At 41.0% G+C, this 18,804-nt stretch carries 14 protein-coding genes; 9 read left to right on the forward strand and 5 right to left on the reverse strand.

Annotated features, from left to right (window positions below):
* Window positions 1-88: 88 nt before the first annotated feature.
* The 4 genes from V7K97_RS13875 to ileS all read right to left on the reverse strand — a co-directional run bounded on the left by V7K97_RS13875 (window position 89) and on the right by ileS (window position 7,843).
* A complete protein-coding gene (locus V7K97_RS13875) occupies window positions 89-2,926 on the reverse strand; it encodes a GAF domain-containing sensor histidine kinase (RefSeq protein ID WP_334801617.1) in 2,838 nt (945 codons plus the stop codon).
* Between the two features lie 370 nt (window positions 2,927-3,296).
* Window positions 3,297-3,767, reverse strand: coding sequence for an NADAR family protein (locus tag V7K97_RS13880; protein ID WP_334801618.1), 471 nt, complete (start codon window positions 3,765-3,767; stop codon window positions 3,297-3,299).
* A 181-nt stretch (window positions 3,768-3,948) separates the two neighbouring features.
* Complete coding sequence (locus V7K97_RS13885; RefSeq protein ID WP_334801619.1) at window positions 3,949-4,722, reverse strand: SDR family oxidoreductase; 774 nt, start codon at window positions 4,720-4,722, stop codon at window positions 3,949-3,951.
* 181 nt (window positions 4,723-4,903) lie between these two features.
* Window positions 4,904-7,843: an isoleucine--tRNA ligase gene (ileS, locus tag V7K97_RS13890; protein ID WP_334801620.1), complete on the reverse strand. Its 2,940-nt coding sequence runs from the start codon at window positions 7,841-7,843 to the stop codon at window positions 4,904-4,906.
* Between the two features lie 303 nt (window positions 7,844-8,146).
* Here ileS and V7K97_RS13895 point away from each other — a divergent pair, with 303 nt between their 5' ends.
* From V7K97_RS13895 to V7K97_RS13910, 4 genes are all read left to right on the forward strand, one after another.
* On the forward strand, window positions 8,147-8,515 hold the full coding sequence (locus tag V7K97_RS13895) for a Crp/Fnr family transcriptional regulator (RefSeq protein ID WP_334801621.1): 369 nt from the start codon (window positions 8,147-8,149) through the stop codon (window positions 8,513-8,515).
* Between the two features lie 547 nt (window positions 8,516-9,062).
* Window positions 9,063-9,926, forward strand: a complete 864-nt coding sequence (locus tag V7K97_RS13900) for a fructosamine kinase family protein (RefSeq protein WP_334801622.1) — start codon at window positions 9,063-9,065, stop codon at window positions 9,924-9,926.
* A 20-nt stretch (window positions 9,927-9,946) separates the two neighbouring features.
* Window positions 9,947-10,273 carry a DUF433 domain-containing protein gene (locus V7K97_RS13905; protein WP_334801623.1) on the forward strand — a complete coding sequence of 109 codons (327 nt, stop codon included), beginning with the start codon at window positions 9,947-9,949 and terminating at the stop codon, window positions 10,271-10,273.
* Window positions 10,266-10,646, forward strand: a complete 381-nt coding sequence (locus V7K97_RS13910; RefSeq protein WP_334801624.1) for a DUF5615 family PIN-like protein — start codon at window positions 10,266-10,268, stop codon at window positions 10,644-10,646. Before V7K97_RS13905 ends, V7K97_RS13910 begins: the two co-directional genes overlap by 8 nt.
* 43 nt (window positions 10,647-10,689) lie before the next feature.
* Here the strand turns inward: V7K97_RS13910 and V7K97_RS13915 are convergent, their stop codons facing one another.
* Window positions 10,690-11,556 (reverse strand): WYL domain-containing protein, encoded by an 867-nt coding sequence (locus tag V7K97_RS13915; RefSeq protein WP_334801625.1) that lies wholly within the window; start codon window positions 11,554-11,556, stop codon window positions 10,690-10,692.
* A 308-nt stretch (window positions 11,557-11,864) separates the two neighbouring features.
* Between V7K97_RS13915 and cas3 the strand changes: the two genes are divergently transcribed.
* The 5 genes from cas3 to cas10d all read left to right on the forward strand — a co-directional run bounded on the left by cas3 (window position 11,865) and on the right by cas10d (window position 18,785).
* Window positions 11,865-13,997 (forward strand): type I-D CRISPR-associated helicase Cas3', encoded by a 2,133-nt coding sequence (cas3, locus tag V7K97_RS13920; RefSeq protein WP_334801626.1) that lies wholly within the window; start codon window positions 11,865-11,867, stop codon window positions 13,995-13,997.
* 337 nt (window positions 13,998-14,334) lie between these two features.
* Window positions 14,335-14,841, forward strand: coding sequence for a hypothetical protein (locus tag V7K97_RS13925; RefSeq protein WP_334801627.1), 507 nt, complete (start codon window positions 14,335-14,337; stop codon window positions 14,839-14,841).
* Window positions 14,834-15,094, forward strand: a complete 261-nt coding sequence (locus V7K97_RS13930) for a DUF433 domain-containing protein (protein WP_334801628.1) — start codon at window positions 14,834-14,836, stop codon at window positions 15,092-15,094. The genes V7K97_RS13925 and V7K97_RS13930 overlap by 8 nt, the downstream gene beginning before the upstream one ends.
* Window positions 15,091-15,474: a DUF5615 family PIN-like protein gene (locus V7K97_RS13935; RefSeq protein ID WP_334801629.1), complete on the forward strand. Its 384-nt coding sequence runs from the start codon at window positions 15,091-15,093 to the stop codon at window positions 15,472-15,474. The genes V7K97_RS13930 and V7K97_RS13935 overlap by 4 nt, the downstream gene beginning before the upstream one ends.
* Window positions 15,471-18,785: a type I-D CRISPR-associated protein Cas10d/Csc3 gene (cas10d, locus tag V7K97_RS13940; RefSeq protein WP_334801630.1), complete on the forward strand. Its 3,315-nt coding sequence runs from the start codon at window positions 15,471-15,473 to the stop codon at window positions 18,783-18,785. The genes V7K97_RS13935 and cas10d overlap by 4 nt, the downstream gene beginning before the upstream one ends.
* Window positions 18,786-18,804: the final 19 nt, after the last annotated feature.

An 18,804-nucleotide genomic window follows, 5' to 3' on the forward strand; every position in this document is an offset into this window, starting at 1 on the left:
TAAGTCTTTGGGCTTTACAAGCGTGCCATTCGGGCATGGGGCATTAGTTATTCTTGCCGTGCCTTCCCTGTTCCCTACTCTTCTACCTTTATTTAATTATTTTAGCTAAAGGCTTAATGGGAATCTCAATCCAGAACTCTGTACCTTTACCAGGTTCTGAAATGCACTCCATTATTCCCCCATGTTTTTCGACAATAATCTGATAGCTGATTGACAATCCCAATCCTGTACCCTTGCCCACAGGTTTGGTAGTGTAAAATGGGTCAAAAATCCGCGTTTTTACCTCTTGAGTCATTCCTGGTCCATTGTCACTAATCCGAATCAACAGACGAGAGTTGTCTGTTGAGACTTTAGTGGAAATCTGGATACTTGGAATTGGGCATAGCTTGTACTCCCTGTCCCCTTGTCCTCTTGTCTCCTTGTCTCCTTGTCTCCTTGTCCTGTTGTCCCCAGTCCCCAGCGATGCACTGAGTTTGTCGAAATGTCCCCAATCCTCAGTCCCCATTTCCCAGTCCTCATTCCCCATTACTAAGGCATCTATGGCATTGCTGAAAATATTCATGAATACCTGATTCATTTGGCCGGCATAGCATTGCACCAGTGGGATGTTGCCATAATCTTTGATTACCTCAATATCTGGAAATTTAGCATTTCCTTTCAGCCGATGTTGCAAAATTAATAAGGTGTTGTCAATGCCTTCATGCAGATCAACGCGCTTGTTGTCAGCCTCATCCAAGCGAGAAAAATTGCGTAACGACAGCACTATTGAGCGGATGCGTTCGCTTCCTACTTGCATTGAGGTAATGATTTTTGGGAGGTCTTCTACTAAAAATTCAAAATCAACTGCTTCGATCGCAGCGCTAATTTCACTATGGGGATAAGGATAGTGTAACTGGTAGAGACGTAAAATTTCTAGGAGTTGTTCGGTGTAGTCACTAGCATGACACAGATTACCGTAGATAAAGTTAACAGGGTTGTTGATTTCGTGGGCAACACCCGCCACCAACTGTCCTAAGCCAGACATTTTTTCGGTCTGAATCAATCTTGTCTGTGTTTCTTGAAGTTGATGTAGGGTATGCTCTAACTTGGCAGCTTGATTTCTGGCTTGAATTTCGGACTCTGAGGTTTGTTTGTAGAGTTGTGCTTGTTGAATAGCGATCGCAGCCTGATCTGCCAGCTGTTGCAATAAATAAATCTCTGCATCCTGCCAATTTCTGGGAGCGTTACATTCATGGGCAATTAATAAGCCCCATAGTTCCATACCGATATTAATTGGAACTATTAAGTTTGCTTGGACTTGCAGACTTAGCAAAAACTCTTGATGACAATCACTTAAAGAAGCAATTGAAACGTTATTAATTGCCCGTACCCTGTCCTGAGAGTATAGACGGGTATACTCATCAGGAAAGCATTGCGATGGTGCATTCACTCCCAAGACTGACTGCCAATCGCCATTAATCTCTTCTACAATCACCGATTTACTCTTCAGTTGGAAAATCACCACTCGGTCTGAATTTAGCAGTGAGCGAACTTCCCGAACAATAGTTTGCAGGGTTGTTTGCAAGTCCAATGTGCGGCGAATATGCTCTGTGATTTGCTTGATTACCTTGGTAAACAGTAATGATTTTTCGAGTTCAGCCGTTTGCTCTTGCACCCGCAGTTCTAGGTTGACATTGAGGGATTGTACCTGTTTATACATTTGCTGCTGCTCAATTGCCATTGAGAAATGCTCACATAAAGCTTGCGCTAATGATATCTCTTCGGGCTTCCACTCAGATGATTGCCCCTTTTTCTCCTCTCGCCAAACCTCAAAGGAAAGCTGAGGTAACAGTTGTCGCCGATTTTGATCGCATCGTCCCGCCCACAAGATTTCTGTTTCAAATTCAGAGCGAAAAATACTTAATACACCGATAAATTTTTCGCGGTAATGTAGGGGAATGAGCATCAGTCCGCGAATTTGAGTAGAACGGAACGCTAAAGCCAAAATTCGCAAATGTGGTTCTTTGTAGAGGTCAGTAGTTGCCCAAATATTACCTTGTTTGCACTCAGCCATCCACTTTTGCCACATCGGATGCTGTTCGATAATACTGTTATCTAACTCGTAAGGGAGTATCGGTTGGTCGCCCCAGGTGTACACTTCCCCAGCCTGTTCAATGTAAAGCCTGCCACCTATTCCACCAAAGGCAGTAATTACTGCTTCTAGCGCTCCCTGCAATTGGATTGTTGGCAGTTTATGCAATAGTGTGGTAACTCGGTTAATAGTAGCTTCTTGCTCTTGCTTGGCGCGGGCTGTGGCGAGTAGATCGCTTTGAGCGATCGCGATCGCTACCTGGTCAGCAACTTGCTGCAATACTTTCAATTCCGGCTTCAAAATCTCTCGCGGTTCGGTGTGGTGAGATACCAACAATCCCCACAGTTTAGGCTTTGCCGATTGTTCTTGTGGGTTGCAATGTATAATTGGTACTACCAACGATGACTGCACGCCCATTGCCTTTAGATATTGAATATGACATGGGTCTACCTGCCGATAGTGGATATTAGTTTGTAGACGTTTACCAGTTTCTTTTGACTGTAGAGGCGATAGCCCGATCTTTCCGTTTGCCACATCCACAATGGAACGTTGGCCAACTAACAAAAACATCTCTCTGGCGGCTTCTGGAATATCATGAACTGGGAACCGTAACCCCAATAAAGATGGTAGACGCTCCTCATGAATAGATTCTGCAATCACTTCACCACTACCATCAGCACCAAAGCGATACACTTTCACCCGATCTGCACCCAAAAATAAACGCACTTGGCTAACGGTAGTCGTTAATATTTCTTGGAGGTCGAGCGATCGCCTGATCTGGTTGATCATCTGATGCAGTAAACTTTCTTGGTCTAAGCTTTGCTGCAAACCCTTTGGTTTATCGCTAAGTGTCATCGCCTATATACACCATGACTGAAGTATGATTTTTTATAAAATTGTCCCTAATGAAAATTTTTAACTTAGCAGTACCTTGATCTTCATCCGATTTTAAGTCTAAAGTTACAAAAATTTTAGTCTTTTAATTATTGGCACTTCTTAATTTTATATTCTCAATCATTGAAATATTCCAGTAATTTTACTTAAATTAATGTCTGAATAATTTCATGAAATTAAAAATATTTTTTCCGATTTTTGCCCATGAATTCAATTAATTAAGATTTATTCAAATCAATAACTAAATTATTGGTAACTTTTTCAAATGGGGAATTTTCTTATTCCCCGTTTAACTACTGACTTTATGTTGAATGTAACTATTTTGATTAAATTATTCGTAAATTACTGTTAAAGATAGTAAATTACGAATTTCTTCACGGACACTCATGAGAGTTTTACCGAGATGGTTTTGACCGGCTTGGTTAGCACCACAGCCCCAAAAAGAATCGGTTGGGGAGTTTTCAACCAAAATCTCATCACCTGTCATTAGGAGAATCTCTCTAATATCAGCATGAGTGAGAAACTTTTTGAATACAGCTTCTCGCATAATTTGAGTTTTCACTAAATTCCAGTCTTGACGGCATTGGCGAGTGCTACATCTTCCCAAAGCGGCAGCTTCTTCTGGGGTGGCGGCAGTATGAATAACGGGTATAATTACCGCATCTGTGCTACCTACAAATTTTTGCGCTTGATAATAATGCTCAACTGTTTGCCAGTAAGTACCCTGAATGTGGATTCCGTGAGGAGAAAAGTTAGAAAAACAGCCATAAGGCTGCCAAACCTTATAAAAGTAAATGGTCATTTGAAAATTGCTCTTTTATATATCAACTTCACTCTAGCTGAGTAGGTAAAGCCTTAACAAACTCCCTAGATGTAAGCTGAACTGACTTTTCACATGGAAAAGCCGAAGAAAAACCTAACCCCCTTCTCGCGTCGGGAAGGGAGAAAATTCCAAGTCTCTCTCCTTTGAGGATGGGTTACTTTTATGTTCGCCGATTAACCAGGGTAGCGCTGGCTTGGTCAACAGGCATTAGTAAAACTTCATTAATATTGACATGGGGCGATCGCGTCACACAAAAAAATATCACATCAGCGACATCATCTGCTGTCAGGGGTGTAACTCCCTGATAAACGTTGTTGGCGCGTTCAGTATTTCCGTGAAAACGCACCTCGCTAAATTCTGTTTCTACCATCCCAGGATCAACGGAAGTTACACGTATCCGCGTCCCCAACAGGTCTTGTTTTAAACCTTCAGAAATTGCTCTCACAGCAGCTTTGGTAGCACAGTAGACATTGCCACCGGGATAGGTTTGATGTCCGGCTATGGAACCTAAATTTACCAGATGACCGCGATCGCGATTCACCATTCCCGGAACGACATAGCGTGAGACGTAAAGTAAACCCTTAACGTTAGTATCAATCATGTCTTCCCAGTCTTGAAAGTTGGCTTCGTGCAACTTGTCTAAACCACGACTTAAACCCGCATTATTAATGAGAATATCAATTTCAGACCAGGTGGGGGGTAGAGTAGCAATGGCAGACTCAACAGCGCGGCGATCGCGCACATCTAGCTGTAATAAATGAATTTCAGTACCAAATTCTTGACTGAGAGTATCTGCTAGCTGTTGCAAACGTTCTAACCGTCGTGCCGCTAAGATCAGTTTTGCACCCGCACCAGCGAAGATTCTTGCACAAGCAGTACCAATACCACTACTTGCACCAGTGATCAAAATAATTTGATTTTTTAAGGATATCATTGTTAGTCAAAAGTCAAGAGTTCAGTGCTAATTTAAATACAGAATTTGGTAATTTAGCAAGTTAGTGAAAGAGAAAATTTAGTATCCAATAGAGTTCAGTTCATCATATTTTGCTCAGGAAGATCCCCCCAACCCCCCGATAAATTGGGGGGCTTATAACCGTCGAACTGACGTATATTTACTAGAACTCTCCGGCTAAGGCTGCAACACACCGTTCGCAAATTAGGGGATGTTCTGCTGATTCTCCCACATGGGTAGAGTAGTTCCAACAGCGATCGCACTTTTGCCCATCTGCTTTCACCACACCAATTTCCCAGTCTTCCGTCTGCGCTGTGTATTCTAATCCTTTCAATCCTTCAGCAGAATCTAATAATTCCACTTGGGAAGTCAGCAATAAATACCGAAGTTCGTCAATCCCGTTACCCTTAACTGGGTTAAAGGCTTTGATAGCATCACCTAATTGTTTGTGAGGTATATGAATCAAAGTTTTCGCTTCCAGGGAAGAACCAATTAGTTTTTCTATCCTGGCTTGTTCTAACACCTTATTAACATCGGTGCGGAGTTGTCGCAGCGCCTCCCAAAATTCCGCTAACTCTGGATTACGCCATTTTTCCTCTACTTGCACCCAACCGGCTTCAAACACTGACTTGTAAGGTGTTTTGTAAGGGAGATATTGCCAGATATCTTCGGCGGTGTGGGATAATACTGGTGCGATCGCTCGTGCTAAATTTTCTAAGGCTATCTTCAGCACTGTTTGACAACTGCGACGGCGAAAAGCATCTTTTGCACTGATGTAAAGCCGATCTTTAGCCACATCTAAATAAAAGTTGGATAAATCCACCACGCAGAAATTCTGCACCGTTTGGAAAAAGCGGAAGAATTGGAAACTCTCAAAGGCTTCCGTCACTTCCTCAAATACCTCGCTGATGCGGTGCAGCATATAACGGTCAAGTTCGGGCAATTCCTCGAAGGGGACTGCATCTTTTTCGGGGTCAAAATCATCCAAGCTACCCAACAAAAACCGCGCCGTATTCCGAATTTTGCCTCTAACATCATTCATCTGCTTGATGATGTTTTTACCAATGCGGACATCGCCGGAGTAATCTACCGATGATACCCACAATCTCAAGACATCTGCACCATAAGCCGGTTCTACTTTTTGATTTTTCCCGCCTTCAATGATTATATTTGGGTCAACCACATTTCCTTCTGACTTACTCATCTTCCGCCCTTGTTCATCCAAAGCGAAGCCGTGAGTTAAGACAGTTTTGTAAGGTGCAACATCATTTACCGCTACACTGGTGAGCAAGCTTGACTGGAACCAACCGCGATGTTGGTCGGAACCTTCCAAATATATATCAGCAGGGTATCGTAACTCTGGACGCTGTTGGACGACAGATGCCCAAGATGAGCCAGAATCAAACCATACATCCATTGTGTCTGTACCTCTGCGGTACGACTTACCATTTTGCAGATAGGATTCTGGTAATAGCTCTTCAACCGAAAGTTCCCACCAAGCATCAGAACCAATTTCAGCGATAATTCCTTGGACGTGGTTGATAATTTCTTCATTCAGCAATACTTCCCCAGTGGCTTCGTCGTAAAAAACGGGAATGGGTACACCCCAAGCCCGTTGACGAGAGATACACCAATCGGAACGTTCCGCCACCATTGGCGTGATGCGATTTTCACCTTGGGCTGGAATCCATTTTACCGTGGCGATCGCCTTTAACGCTTCTTCCCGAAATCCTTCCACCGAAGCAAACCATTGTTCAGTGGCGCGGAAAATCGTTGGCTTTTTCGTCCGCCAATCATAAGGATATTTGTGGGGATATGGTTCTTCCTTCAACAAAGAACCAGCCGCATTTAAGGCATCAATCACCGCCTGATTCCCATCACCCAGCACATTCAACCCCGCAAACTCACCCGCTTCTTCGGTAAAATTGCCATTGTCATCCACTGGCGCAAGGATGGGCAAACCGTAGCGCCCACCAACGATGTAGTCTTCTTGACCATGACCGGGTGCAGTATGTACCAACCCAGTACCCGATTCAGTAGTAATGTAATCACCACCTATAACAATCGGACTTTCTCGGTCAAATAGAGGATGACGGTAAGTAGTATGTTCTAAGTCATTCCCCTTAAAGGTGGCTTTTAGAGTTAACTCAACTCCCAATGTCGAAGATAAACGTTCGACTAAATCAGCAGCAACAATGAGATAGCGAAACCTCACTCTTTCTGTTAACGGAGAATGAGAAGAAACTTCCTCACTCCCCCTCCCTGCTTGCGGGGAGGGGGTTGGGGGGTGGGGTTCTACTTCCACCACTGCATAATTCAAATCTGCATTCACCGCCACAGCCAAATTCGCTGGAATTGTCCAAGGTGTAGTTGTCCAGATAGCCACACCCAAATCTGACTGATATTCCGCCAACAGTGGTTTTACAGCTGACGCCAAACCTGTGATTGCAAAAGCTGCATAGATACTGCGGGAAATGTGACCTTCAGGATATTCCAACTCAGCTTCCGCCAAAGCAGTTTTAGAACTGGGACTCCAGTGAACCGGCTTCAAACCGCGATAAATGTAGCCTTTTAAGAACATTTGACCAAACACGCCAATTTGAGCCGCTTCATAAGCCGGTTTCAGAGTTAGATAAGGGTTATCCCAATCACCCCAAATACCGTAGCGTTTAAAATTTTGACGCTGGTCATCTACAGTAACTAAAGCAAATTCTTTCGCTTTTTGCCGTAGTTGTAAAGGCGTTAAATTTTGCCGTTCTGCTGACTTCATGTTCTGCAAAACTTTTAACTCAATTGGTAATCCGTGACAATCCCAACCAGGAACGTAGCGAACTTTACGCCCTTGTAGCAGTTGGTAGCGGTTAATAATATCTTTGAGAATTTTATTTAAAGCATGACCAATATGGAGTGAGCCATTAGCGTAGGGAGGCCCATCGTGCAGTATAAATAATTCGCCGGGGTTATTTTTGGAGAGGCGATCGTAGATTTTATTTTCTTCCCAAAATTTCTGGATTTCCGGCTCACGCTTGATGGCGTTTGCCCGCATATCAAAGTTAGTCTTGGGTAGGTTGACAGTATCTTTGTAACTTCCTGATTCGGTCACAGTCTCATGCCTAGAATTAGGTGTGCAGGTTTTATTAATTATAGAAGATAGCCTGAAAACCAAAATTCGCTATTTTATTCTCCTTTCAATAAACCTCTCCTTTAGTTCAAGTCTTTCCCTCTCCGACTCGGAGAGGGACGGTTTTACGTAGTAAAATCTTCTTAGAAGTCTTTTTTGCTCTAGACAATCAGGAATTTTGCAGAGGTTGAGAGTTAATCAACAGAAAGTAGTACAATTTTCTGGGTTCGCCTATTGCCTATCCAAAAATTTCGTTTAAAAACAAAGAATTTTGGGGTTGCTCTAATGCTAAGTCCTGTAGTAACAGTCAGTATTTTTCAAAAACAATCCGACCCTAAAGTATTTTCAGCAGGCCAAGTCATCTTTGAAGAAGGACAGTCTGGTGATGAGATATATGGCATTCTGGAAGGAGAGGTAGATATATTAGTCAATGGCAAAATTGTAGAAACCATTGAAACGGGCGAAGTTTTTGGTGCCGGGGTACTTGTAGGAGTAAAAAATAGAACTTACACAGCTATTGCCAAGGTGGATACCAAACTGGTTTTCCTTAATGAAGAAAGGTTTCTCTTTGCCGTTGAGCAAACACCTATGTTTGCCTTAGAGGTAATGAAAAGTTACTCAGAACGTCTGACTCGCTTGCAACATCTGGTCTAAGCTAATTCCAAAAAAAATTCTCCAATGTCTCGTTCCCAGTCTCTGACTGGGAATACTTAACGGGGGGCTGCCGCCTCAAAACTTGCGCCTATGCCGCAATGAATAGCAGCACTTCAGAATCGTCAAGTCGATTAGTGTTGTGAAGTAGAATCGCATCGATTCTGTAAAACCCAACAATTAATATTATTTGTCACCAACAGATATTTGACGACACCATTAACTACAGCACGGCAATATGATACACGCGATCGCTTAACCGAATGGCACTAAGTTAAGATACAGCCCTTGCGCTGACTGGAACAAGCCTCCAGGCTGGGAACCCATTCTGGGGGGGCTGCCGCCTCCTCTTTCTTGACCAGAGGCGGAGCCTCTCGGAATACATTCCCAGCCTGGAGGCTGGGAACGAGGCTACACAGGCTTTTGGGCTTTTCTTAGTGCCATTCATCGCTTAACCCAAGTGACAACGAAGAATGTCACGGGTACAATATTCTCGGACTTTAAATATACCCTTGATGCAATAGGTAATCTCCTACTCCCCAATTTAATCATGTGGACTCAAATCGACACCCATATTAGTCAGGTGACGGGCGAAAAATTCCAGAGTCAGCAACGGCGATCAGTTGGTGGCGGGTGCATCAACCAAGGTTATGCTGTCTCTAATGGTGAGAGAAACTACTTCGTCAAACAAAACCTTGCATCCCAAGTTGCGATGTTTGAAGCTGAGGCGTTGGGTTTAGAAGAAATGCTAGCAATAGGTAGTATTCGCGTTCCCAAACCAATTTGCTGGGGTACTGCTGATAATTCTAGCTACATCGTTTTGGAATGGTTGGAACTTGGTAGCGGTAACAGCAATTTATGGCAAGAAATGGGGCGCAAGTTAGCGGCAATGCATAAAGCTAGCAACAGTCAAGGTTTTGGTTGGAAAATTAATAATACCATTGGTTCCACGCCGCAAATCAATACTTGGACAGCAGACTGGACGGAATTTTATATTAAACATCGCTTGGATTATCAATTTCAGTTGGCAAGGCGACGGGGAGCTAATTTTCCTCAGCAAGACAAATTACTAGCAGCTATCCCTGAACTCTTGGCAGATCATCAGGTGCAACCTTCCTTAGTACATGGCGACTTATGGGGCGGAAATGCTGGGTGTACTGCGTCGGGAGAACCAGTGATATTTGATCCAGCAACTTATTTTGCAGATAGAGAAGTTGATATCGCCATGACAGAATTATTTGGTGGTTTCCCAGCAGGGTTTTATAAGGGTTATAACGACGTATTTCCGTTAGATGCAGGCTATGAGCAGAGAAAAACACTCTATAACCTATATCACATTTTGAATCACTTCAATTTATTTGGGGGTAGTTACGATTCGCAAGCCAATAGGATGATTGACCAGATTTTACGATAAGTAGAGGATGGTAGAAATATATGAACACAAGATTGGTCGATTCACTGCTGCAAATCATCACCTCCCTCACTCTGGAAGAACGTCTTTTACTGCAAGAACGCCTCAACAGTATGGCAGTTCAATTAACTCCAGGTGTTTGCGGTGGACAACCACGCATTCGCAACACCCGCATTCCCGTATGGACACTAGTAGCTTTCCGTCAGCAAGGAGCAGATGATGCAGAATTGCTGCGTAATTATCCCACCCTCACTAAAGATGATTTAACGGCAGCATGGGCATACTACGCACAGCACGAGGAAGAATTAAATGGTGTGCTGGCTGCTATCAATGAGGACGATAATGTTTAAGCTTTACTCCAATGAGAACTTTCCCACAGATATGGTGCTAGAACTCCGCCAGTATGGTTATGATATCCTCACCTCCCAAGAAGCCGGACAAGCTAATCAAGGAATCCCGGATGAAGATGTTCTCACCTTTGCAACCCAAAATCAGCGAGTCGTCATTACCCTCAATCGTGAGGACTTTATCGCCCTACACCGTAGTGCTATTTATCACCAAGGCATAATCATTTGTAAAACTGATAGAGACTATGCAGGGCAAATACACGCTCTCTACGCCTATCTGCAACAAACAGAAGACTTGAAAAATCGCCTCATTCGAGTTAAAAAGCAGAATCAGCCCAAATCTAGCCAACAAGTTTTCGTCATTCAGGAATATTAACTAAATAATTAATAGAGTAGGTAAGATGCCTAACCCACAAGACTTAACTCCTGGTTTCGATATCGTATAACTGACAGAGGGTGCGGAGTTTTTGTTTAAGGCGATCGCGCACATTGTCTGGTAATATCACGACACAATCTGGCGCATACTGCATCACTTCCCGCATAAACCAAAATGTACTAGATACTCGCCTGACAACTCGCCTAACTCGCGCTTTATCTGGTAGCCACTCATTAATATTGTCTTCTGGTTTAGCTTGATAGGCAAAAGCCAAGCCAGCAAATAGATGCATTTCCACTTCTATCTGGGCTAAATTAGCTCGCCACTCACCAGAAATTGGCATGACAGCAGCTTCTGTAATCCTGTCTAATCGTAAACTCCAGTTGTGAAGCAGTTCTGGGATATCAAAGTTTCCTTCTGTCTCTTCGCACCAGCAATCAAGATATTGCCGCTTTTCGTGGGGTGTAACTTTTGCATGGCGAACGGTAAAATTAAACACACGCTCTGCTGCATCTTGATAGGAAAGCTGAAAAGGCTGTTCGCGTAAGATGTAGCGGTCTATTTCTAAGCGCCAAGGTGGGGGCAAATTCTCTAAGAAACGTTCGATTTCGCCTCGCAGGGGTAATGATAGTTCGCTGCGTTCGAGAAGTAAGTTTGCAATGATTTGGGCTTGTTCAATTTGCCCGATGTCTGTCAACGCATTGATACATCTATGTAATGCTCTAATGCGTGGTTCTTTCCAATCGTTATTGTTACCGATGAGTAACTGACGTTGAGCGATCGCTTTAATTAACTTAGAGATATTAGGGTCTTCTCCCCACATCATACCGAATTCACGAGCGATCGCTTCTAGCTCGGCTTTATCACGTTCTGATATCGACAGTGTAATAGATTGACCTTTTCGACTCATATTTTATACGGACACTTTTATACGGATATATCTTGGCAACTTCTATTTTGCATGGCATTATAGGGAATAACAACGAGTTACGGACAGTTTTTAAGCAAAGTGAAAAACTCGCACCAATGGTGCGAGAAATAGCCTGGAGATGTTTTATACCCTTCTAAAAAACTGCAACCAATGGTTGCAGAAATTTGTGGGTGGTATTTAGCACATATATAAAACTGCCACCATTGGTGGCAGAAATTGCTTTGATTCATAAGTTTTCAACGTGGCACTTTAGATCAACTAAGCATTCGCAGGGAATTTTCAAGGATATGTCCGAAAATTACAGCATAAATCTCAAACCTGTTTATTCTCAAACCGTCCCTACACCTGACGGGGTAAAATTACCCAATAATTGGTCGCTTTCTTGGCATCAAGCAGAAACCTATCAAGCATTACAAGATCCAAATATTGATGTTGTCTTTAATAGAGCCATGACAGGCGATGGTAAAAGTTTGGCTGCTTATTTGTCAGCAATGACAAATCGCACGTACACTTTGGCAATGTATCCCACAAATGAACTCGCACGAGATCAAGAAAAACAGGTTCAAGGATACAAAGATAAATTTCAACCCAAGTATGAACCTCAAATTAATCGCTTAAATGCGGCTATTTTGGAAAAATATATAGCTACTGGTAAGCTGTCTTCCAAACGAGATGGGATAGAAGATTTTTCTACTAACTATGAAATTCTGCTGACGAACCCTGATATTTTCCATTACATCCATAATTTTTATTACTTGAGAGGAAAAATAGATAATCCTGACAGGTTATTCAGACGTATAGATGAAAATTATAAATTATTTATCTATGATGAATTTCATATTTTTTCATCTCCACAAATAGCTAGTGTGATCAATACAATACTTTTAATGAAACACACTGGTGATGCTCATAAAAAATTCCTTTTTCTTTCCGCCACACCTAATGACTTATTAAAGACTTTTCTAGAAAAAGCTCAACTTAGATATAAAGAAATTGCTCCAGAGCTTGTTGGAGCTTATAAATTTTCTTTAGATGATTCAAATGATGCTTGGCGGCAGATTAGTCAACCTATTAACTTATGCCTCCCTCAAGGAATAGAGCCTAATCTTAGTTCTAGCTATAAATGGATAGAAGAAAATGCCGAAACAGTGGTTTTAAAATTTTTTCAAGACTATCCTAACAGTAAAGGTGCAATTATTCTCAATTCCATTGCCGCAGTTAAAAAGCTAATAGACAAGTTAAAATCTATTTTTGAACCGCGATGGAAGGTTAGAGAAAATACTGGCTTAACAGGGGAAACAGAAAAATCTCAATCAGTTGCCGAAGCAGACTTACTTTTGGGTACATCTACAATTGATGTTGGCGTGGACTTTCGGATTAATTTCTTAGTTTTTGAAGCTGCTGATGCAGGAAACTTTATTCAACGCTTTGGTAGACTTGGCAGACATGAAGGTTTTGAAACCTATCAAGCTTATGCTTTAATACCTAACTTTCTTGTTGCAAGATTATTTGCAGATAAATCCCATCCTTTACAAGATGCTGAAACTTATGACCGCATTACTTTTAATAATGCCATTAATGAATTTTGGACATTTAAAAATCAGTTTGAGCGATATCCTCAACGATGGGGTGGTATACAGTCAGCTTATATCTATTCAAAGCTGCAAGGAAACTATCATATCAAAGAGAAATATCCAGAGGTAGCTAAGAAATTTGGTACTAGTGTTCAAAATGCTTTGGGAATTAGCATTAAACAGATGAATGCACAGTTTTATCGCTGTCAGAGTGAAGGAAAAACAAAAATTATTGATGAAGCTAGGAGTTTTCGGGGAAGTAGCCAGTTAGATTGTGCAATTTATGACTTAACTAATCCAGATGAGCCAGAAGCAGAAAGATTTAAAATGTATAATCTTCCTGGCATTTTCAATAACTTTATTTTCGAGTTATGGGATAAAAATAGCTTTATGGAAAAGGCCGAGAAAGCTGGAGTAATTACTACTCGCTTTGATAAAGCTTTGTGTTATTTAAAGTTCAAAGGCTATCGGGATGTGCGGGAAGATTGGCACTTCTATTATCCAGGAAATCTGAGAGAATTAGCTAAATCTGGTAAGGTGCAAGTTCTACCAGATAAACAACACGAACTACAAGGTTTAGAGATTTCACAACGACACGGCTACGGTATCAACCAAATTAGTGATGCTGTGAGTAGACGTAAACTAGTGTGCTTCATTTCAGACCGCGATCGCAACTTTTTACGCGCCACTCTCGGATTACCTATGCACTTTCAAGCTTACTCCCTCACCAACGAGCCAGAGGATAGAAGTCCTCGCTACACCATTACTTTTGGACAAGATGCGCTGTTGTTGGAAACCTTAACTTGGCATTGGAAGCCAAAAGACGATGAAGGATGGATATGTTGAAGTTGCTGTAAGCGGTTACAGCTGCCAATATAAGCTAAAGGAGCATCAAAGATGAATTGGCTTAAAAGGTTGAGGAGAAAGAAGTTAGCCCGAAATCAGAAGGCAACAGTGTTTCAATCCCTAAGAGGTATTATTTTAGGCATTAATGCCTATGCAGTACTGCACTGCGTTTCTTTCTCCTTATATATAGATTACACGATCCTGTGTCCGGTATCAGATGGCTACAGTGACATCCTTAGCCAATAAATAGTAGCTTAATCAATAGGCAACAGTAACTACTTGATTTTTTGTGAGGTAGATGCCAAGATGATGAGAACACACCTCATCAGGTATTTTTATGCACATTCATCTCAATGATGACGATATCTCTCGGATGCCAGAAAGCTTACGCCATTTGTTTTTAAACTGGCTTCCAGAATACTTAAAGACAAATAACTCGTGGTTTGAGCAAATACCAGTTAATCAGATACGTCAACCGGAAGTATCCTCAACGCAGTTATTTCTCAATCTCGAAAATCAAACTCTAGAAAATAAGGCAGACAATTCTCATGTGAGGTTAAGTCAGCTATTCGACGCAGGGATGACTAAGCGAGGAATGGCTGTTAGAGTCAAACTGAAGCGGGAAGAGGCTAAGAAAAGGGGTCGTGAGTATATTAATAGTCTAGAAATTTCTGCAAGAGGAACTATTGTTTACGACGGAGAAGAATTTGATAAACCAAGTCCCTTAGCTACAAAGGTAACGGGTGGTGCAGCTAATGGTTGGGAGTATGTTGAGGTTAAGAAGAACAACGAATGGATTTGTTTAGATAAATTACGCGAAATCTGGAGGACTACCAATGACTAAAGATAATCTGCTTTCTCGAATTTCCATCGACCCCAATATTTGTTTCGGTAAACCGTGCATTCGCGGACACCGTATTTGGGTATCACTAATTTTGGATTATTTAGCTGGTGGTACAACAATTGAAGAAGTTCTTGAAGCTTATCCAAGCATAGAAAGAGAAGATGTACTGGCTTGCATCGCTTACGGTGCAGAGATGGCGCGGGATGTTTTTGTGGAACTGCCTTTGAACAAAAAAAAAGAAGCAAGTGCATGAAATTAAAGCTAGATGAAAATATCGACTTGCGCGTTGTAACTTTATTGCAATTAGCAGGACACGATGTTGCAACAGTACCAGGACAAGGCTTAAGTTCTGCACCCGATCCCGAAGTTATTGATGTTTGTCGCCACGAAGGTAGATGTTTAGTCACTTGCGATCGCGGTTTCGGAAATCGTCTGAAATATAATCCCTCTAACTATTCAGGAATTGTAATTATTCGTCTACCCTCTCGCTACACATTTGCTGATTGGCGTGAAGCTATTGAAACATTAATTACTGGGTTAGAAGCCGCAGATGTTACGGGGAAGTTGTGGATAATTGGCAACGGCAATATTCAAGAGTATCAACCAATTGATCCAGAGGATAAAGATTCATGAACGAATTTGATAATGATTTACCGGAAGAAGTGCCAGATTTTGATTCAGCAAAAGATGAGGATGATGAATCGCCTGTTAAACGCGAACTGCTCACTATTCGGTTATTTAAAGAAGCTGTAAAAAAGACAAAAGGAAATGAAGGCGATCGCATCCTAGAAAAGTTTGCCGATTATGTGTTACCTAATTTAATTCGACAGCTAGCAGGTGCAACTGCTAAGGGTGGTAAATTCTTTGAAGTAACTGTAGAAATTATTAATGCCAAACGCGCAGCAGCAGGGAAAAAACCACTTCGTAGAGACAACGCTGGCGACCAATCTATACTTGCTCACTTACTTAATGGTCTATTTCCCAGCTATCGAATTTTGAAGAAGTTACAAGCAGAAGAAATAGGCACAAATCCAGTTAAGCGTAATTGTGAAGAGTTGCAATCCTCTGTATTTATTGTTTCCTACTTGTTGCATGACTATGAAAAATTTCCTGACTATCGAGATTGGTTAGAACAAAATTTAATCATTCGCAATTGGGAAGAAGAACCACCAAAAAAAGAAGATGCTCCGAATCTGGGACGTGGGTACATTACCAAAAAGATTTTAGATTTTGGCTTATACCACTTACTAGGCGAAAAATGGGAAGAACTTATCGATGACATCATTGAGATTAGCAGCAATGCAGGAGTTAAAAATGATGCAGATTTAGGTTTAAGTACTTGTGGCTTAAAACCTTTAAATGATGAAAGACTAGATAGCAGAATTAGACAGATTTTAATTGACTTAGTTTCACTATCTGATTTATTTGCTTCAGTTATTAAACATCCGAGAGATGTAGAAAATGGGCGTTTAGCTACATTGCTTGCAAGATTAAGCAATCATCAATTACAACTTACCTATCATTCCCTTTCAGAAAATCGCGGTGTTCTTACAAATATTTTCAATAATTCTTTAATTGCAGCACATCCTGAAGATTTTTATACACCTTTACTCTATCTACCTGATGGTGTTGTCTATTTAGCTACTGTTGATGCTCCTCTGATTAAAACTGATGGAATTCCTGAACAAGTTATTGCCAAAATAAAGTACTTATGTGCAGAAAAACTGAAGGAAAGACAGACAGGTTTTAATCGTGGTGGTAAGGGATTAAAATTTGCAGATTATTACTGGTTATTTTTTGATGTAGTTGAATTAATGGAAGTTAGCATTAATGCTACTTCTCGACTACTTCCAGACTCAAAACCTGCTTCTGCTGATAAGCGAGGCGAAAGCTTGCTAAATTATCAAGCACAAGGCGAACTATCAGCACAGTTAAATTTACAAATTTCTAATGAAATCCGCATCGATCGCTTGGCAGAATTTGGTGATGTTTTGTGTCGAGGGATTTGGGGTAGTTGGTGCGAAAAAGTTAATGATTGGCAGAAACAATTAGCAAAAAATCAGAGAAAAAGTATTCCTGATTTAGATTTGACACAAAAGCTAGCTGAATATTTGGAATTATCAGCAGAAATTCCAGCTATCAGAGAAATTCAATCTTTGAAAAAAACAGGTGGTGTACCTCTTGATTGGTATTACCTAGCAGCAAAATACTTTCGCAATCATTCAGGTTTAGATTTTGCTCAAATTCTGGAAGTTATGAAAGGGATGGTGAATCATGCTGCTGCTTTTATTAGACCAATTTTAGCAGAGTTTCAGGATATGCCCGATGGTTGGAATGATTTAAAAACTTATGTCAACCAAGTTATTTCTTTACCAACAGGCGCAGTTATAGAACCAAAGCCGGACTCATTTTTAGTTGAACTTAAACGCTATAATGCCGCCAAAATTACGGGTAGAGGACGAGAAAATGTTTGTGCAATTTCTAGTTCTTCATTTACTGTGACTGAACAGATGGAATCAGCGACTTTATTTGCTCCTCAAGTCTACAGTAATCGTCAGATTTTATTTAATGCTCAAGCTGCTAAACGGCAAATTTGCTCAATTTGGTCAATTGAAATTATGTTGAGACAAATTTTGATGAACCAAACAAATGCCGTAGGAGCAGATTTTGAAGGACGCAAATATCGCTATCTCTACCTTTACCCAACTTACTTTTTTACCCCAGAAACCAATAAGTTTTTGCAAAAAGCTTACAATCAATTTTCTCGAACTCGGTTTGATGCTGAAATGCGTAAGCATTTTATCGCAGAAAATCAAGTTGCAAAGTTTCAAATTGAAGATTACCAAAAAGTTGATTCTCTCTTGATTAAAGAAAATCTAAAGCCAGAAGATGACCGCACTTTCAAAATTAGCTTTCCAGAACATGAAACTCTGACCTTTTTCTTTTTAGGCTTACCGCCTGGAAGAGACGCTACAGATACAGAATCTTGGGTAACACCAGCTTGGTTAGCATTAGCGTTACCGCTTGTTCTCGATGTGAAAGTAGTTGCATCCGAATCACCTGTACCACCTTTCATTAATGGTGCTGATTTTGAACAAACAGTTTTAATTGATGGAGAACATCAAGCGATTCGTTCTTTGATTCAAAAAGATAACTATCGTTTAGATAGCATTCTACCTCGTAGTTCAGAAAAGCGTGAATTTTCTCCTCTCAATGCTCTCACTGCTGCTTACTCTATTCACCTGGAAGTTAACCGTAAAAAAGATGGCGATCCAGATTGGGGAAAGTTAGCAGATTTGGCACGTGATTTAGAAACTAGTCCTCTCTATGTCTTCCATTACCTTAATAAATGGTTGCGAAAGCAAGACAAAATTGATTCTGTCCCTATGGCGAAAGTTCGCCTATACTTGGATTTTTATCACTATTTTGAACCAGGAGGAAAAGCTGTGAATCAACTGCGTAAGTTAACAGAACTCTATCGTCGTTTTTATCGTTCTAAAAGTCAATATGCCAAAGCTAATGCAATTCTCAAACCAATTGATGAGGCTGCTGATGTAATTTTGAAAATTGATAAATCTATGGCTAGTGATACTGAATCATTAATAGATGTGGTAGCTGCTCGTTTATCAAAGTTGATGAATAATGTGCGACGTAAAGCTGCTGAAGGAAAACCAACATTAACTTTAGTTGATGGTAAGTGGAAACCTGCTTTAACTTCCGAAGAAGAACGTCAAGCAGTTTATGAGTTTTCTAAGTATTTTGTGAAAGAAATATTTGAGGGAAGTTTTAAAAGCGATCGCGCACGTTTAGCAGGTACTCAACTCAATTTAATTAGAGATACTTGTGAATACCTTTATCGCCTAGCAGATGATGAAGAACGTAAAGCACGTCCACAAGATGAACCTGATGATATTCCTGAATTAGAACTTGAAGCATCAGTCTAATTTATTCTTTTTTTCCAAC

The organism is Nostoc sp. (assembly GCF_036917815.1).
Classification (GTDB): domain Bacteria; phylum Cyanobacteriota; class Cyanobacteriia; order Cyanobacteriales; family Nostocaceae; genus Nostoc.

Coding starts and splice junctions, on each gene's coding strand:
- V7K97_RS13875 (WP_334801617.1), bottom strand. CDS start 2,926: ATGACACTTAGCGATAAACCAAAGGGTTTGCAGCAAAGCTTAGACCAA.
- V7K97_RS13880 (WP_334801618.1), bottom strand. CDS start 3,767: ATGACCATTTACTTTTATAAGGTTTGGCAGCCTTATGGCTGTTTTTCT.
- V7K97_RS13885 (WP_334801619.1), bottom strand. CDS start 4,722: ATGATATCCTTAAAAAATCAAATTATTTTGATCACTGGTGCAAGTAGT.
- V7K97_RS13895 (WP_334801621.1), top strand. CDS start 8,147: ATGCTAAGTCCTGTAGTAACAGTCAGTATTTTTCAAAAACAATCCGAC.
- V7K97_RS13900 (WP_334801622.1), top strand. CDS start 9,063: ATGTGGACTCAAATCGACACCCATATTAGTCAGGTGACGGGCGAAAAA.
- V7K97_RS13905 (WP_334801623.1), top strand. CDS start 9,947: ATGAACACAAGATTGGTCGATTCACTGCTGCAAATCATCACCTCCCTC.
- V7K97_RS13910 (WP_334801624.1), top strand. CDS start 10,266: ATGTTTAAGCTTTACTCCAATGAGAACTTTCCCACAGATATGGTGCTA.
- V7K97_RS13915 (WP_334801625.1), bottom strand. CDS start 11,556: ATGAGTCGAAAAGGTCAATCTATTACACTGTCGATATCAGAACGTGAT.
- cas3 (WP_334801626.1), top strand. CDS start 11,865: ATGTCCGAAAATTACAGCATAAATCTCAAACCTGTTTATTCTCAAACC.
- V7K97_RS13925 (WP_334801627.1), top strand. CDS start 14,335: ATGCACATTCATCTCAATGATGACGATATCTCTCGGATGCCAGAAAGC.
- V7K97_RS13930 (WP_334801628.1), top strand. CDS start 14,834: ATGACTAAAGATAATCTGCTTTCTCGAATTTCCATCGACCCCAATATT.
- V7K97_RS13935 (WP_334801629.1), top strand. CDS start 15,091: ATGAAATTAAAGCTAGATGAAAATATCGACTTGCGCGTTGTAACTTTA.
- cas10d (WP_334801630.1), top strand. CDS start 15,471: ATGAACGAATTTGATAATGATTTACCGGAAGAAGTGCCAGATTTTGAT.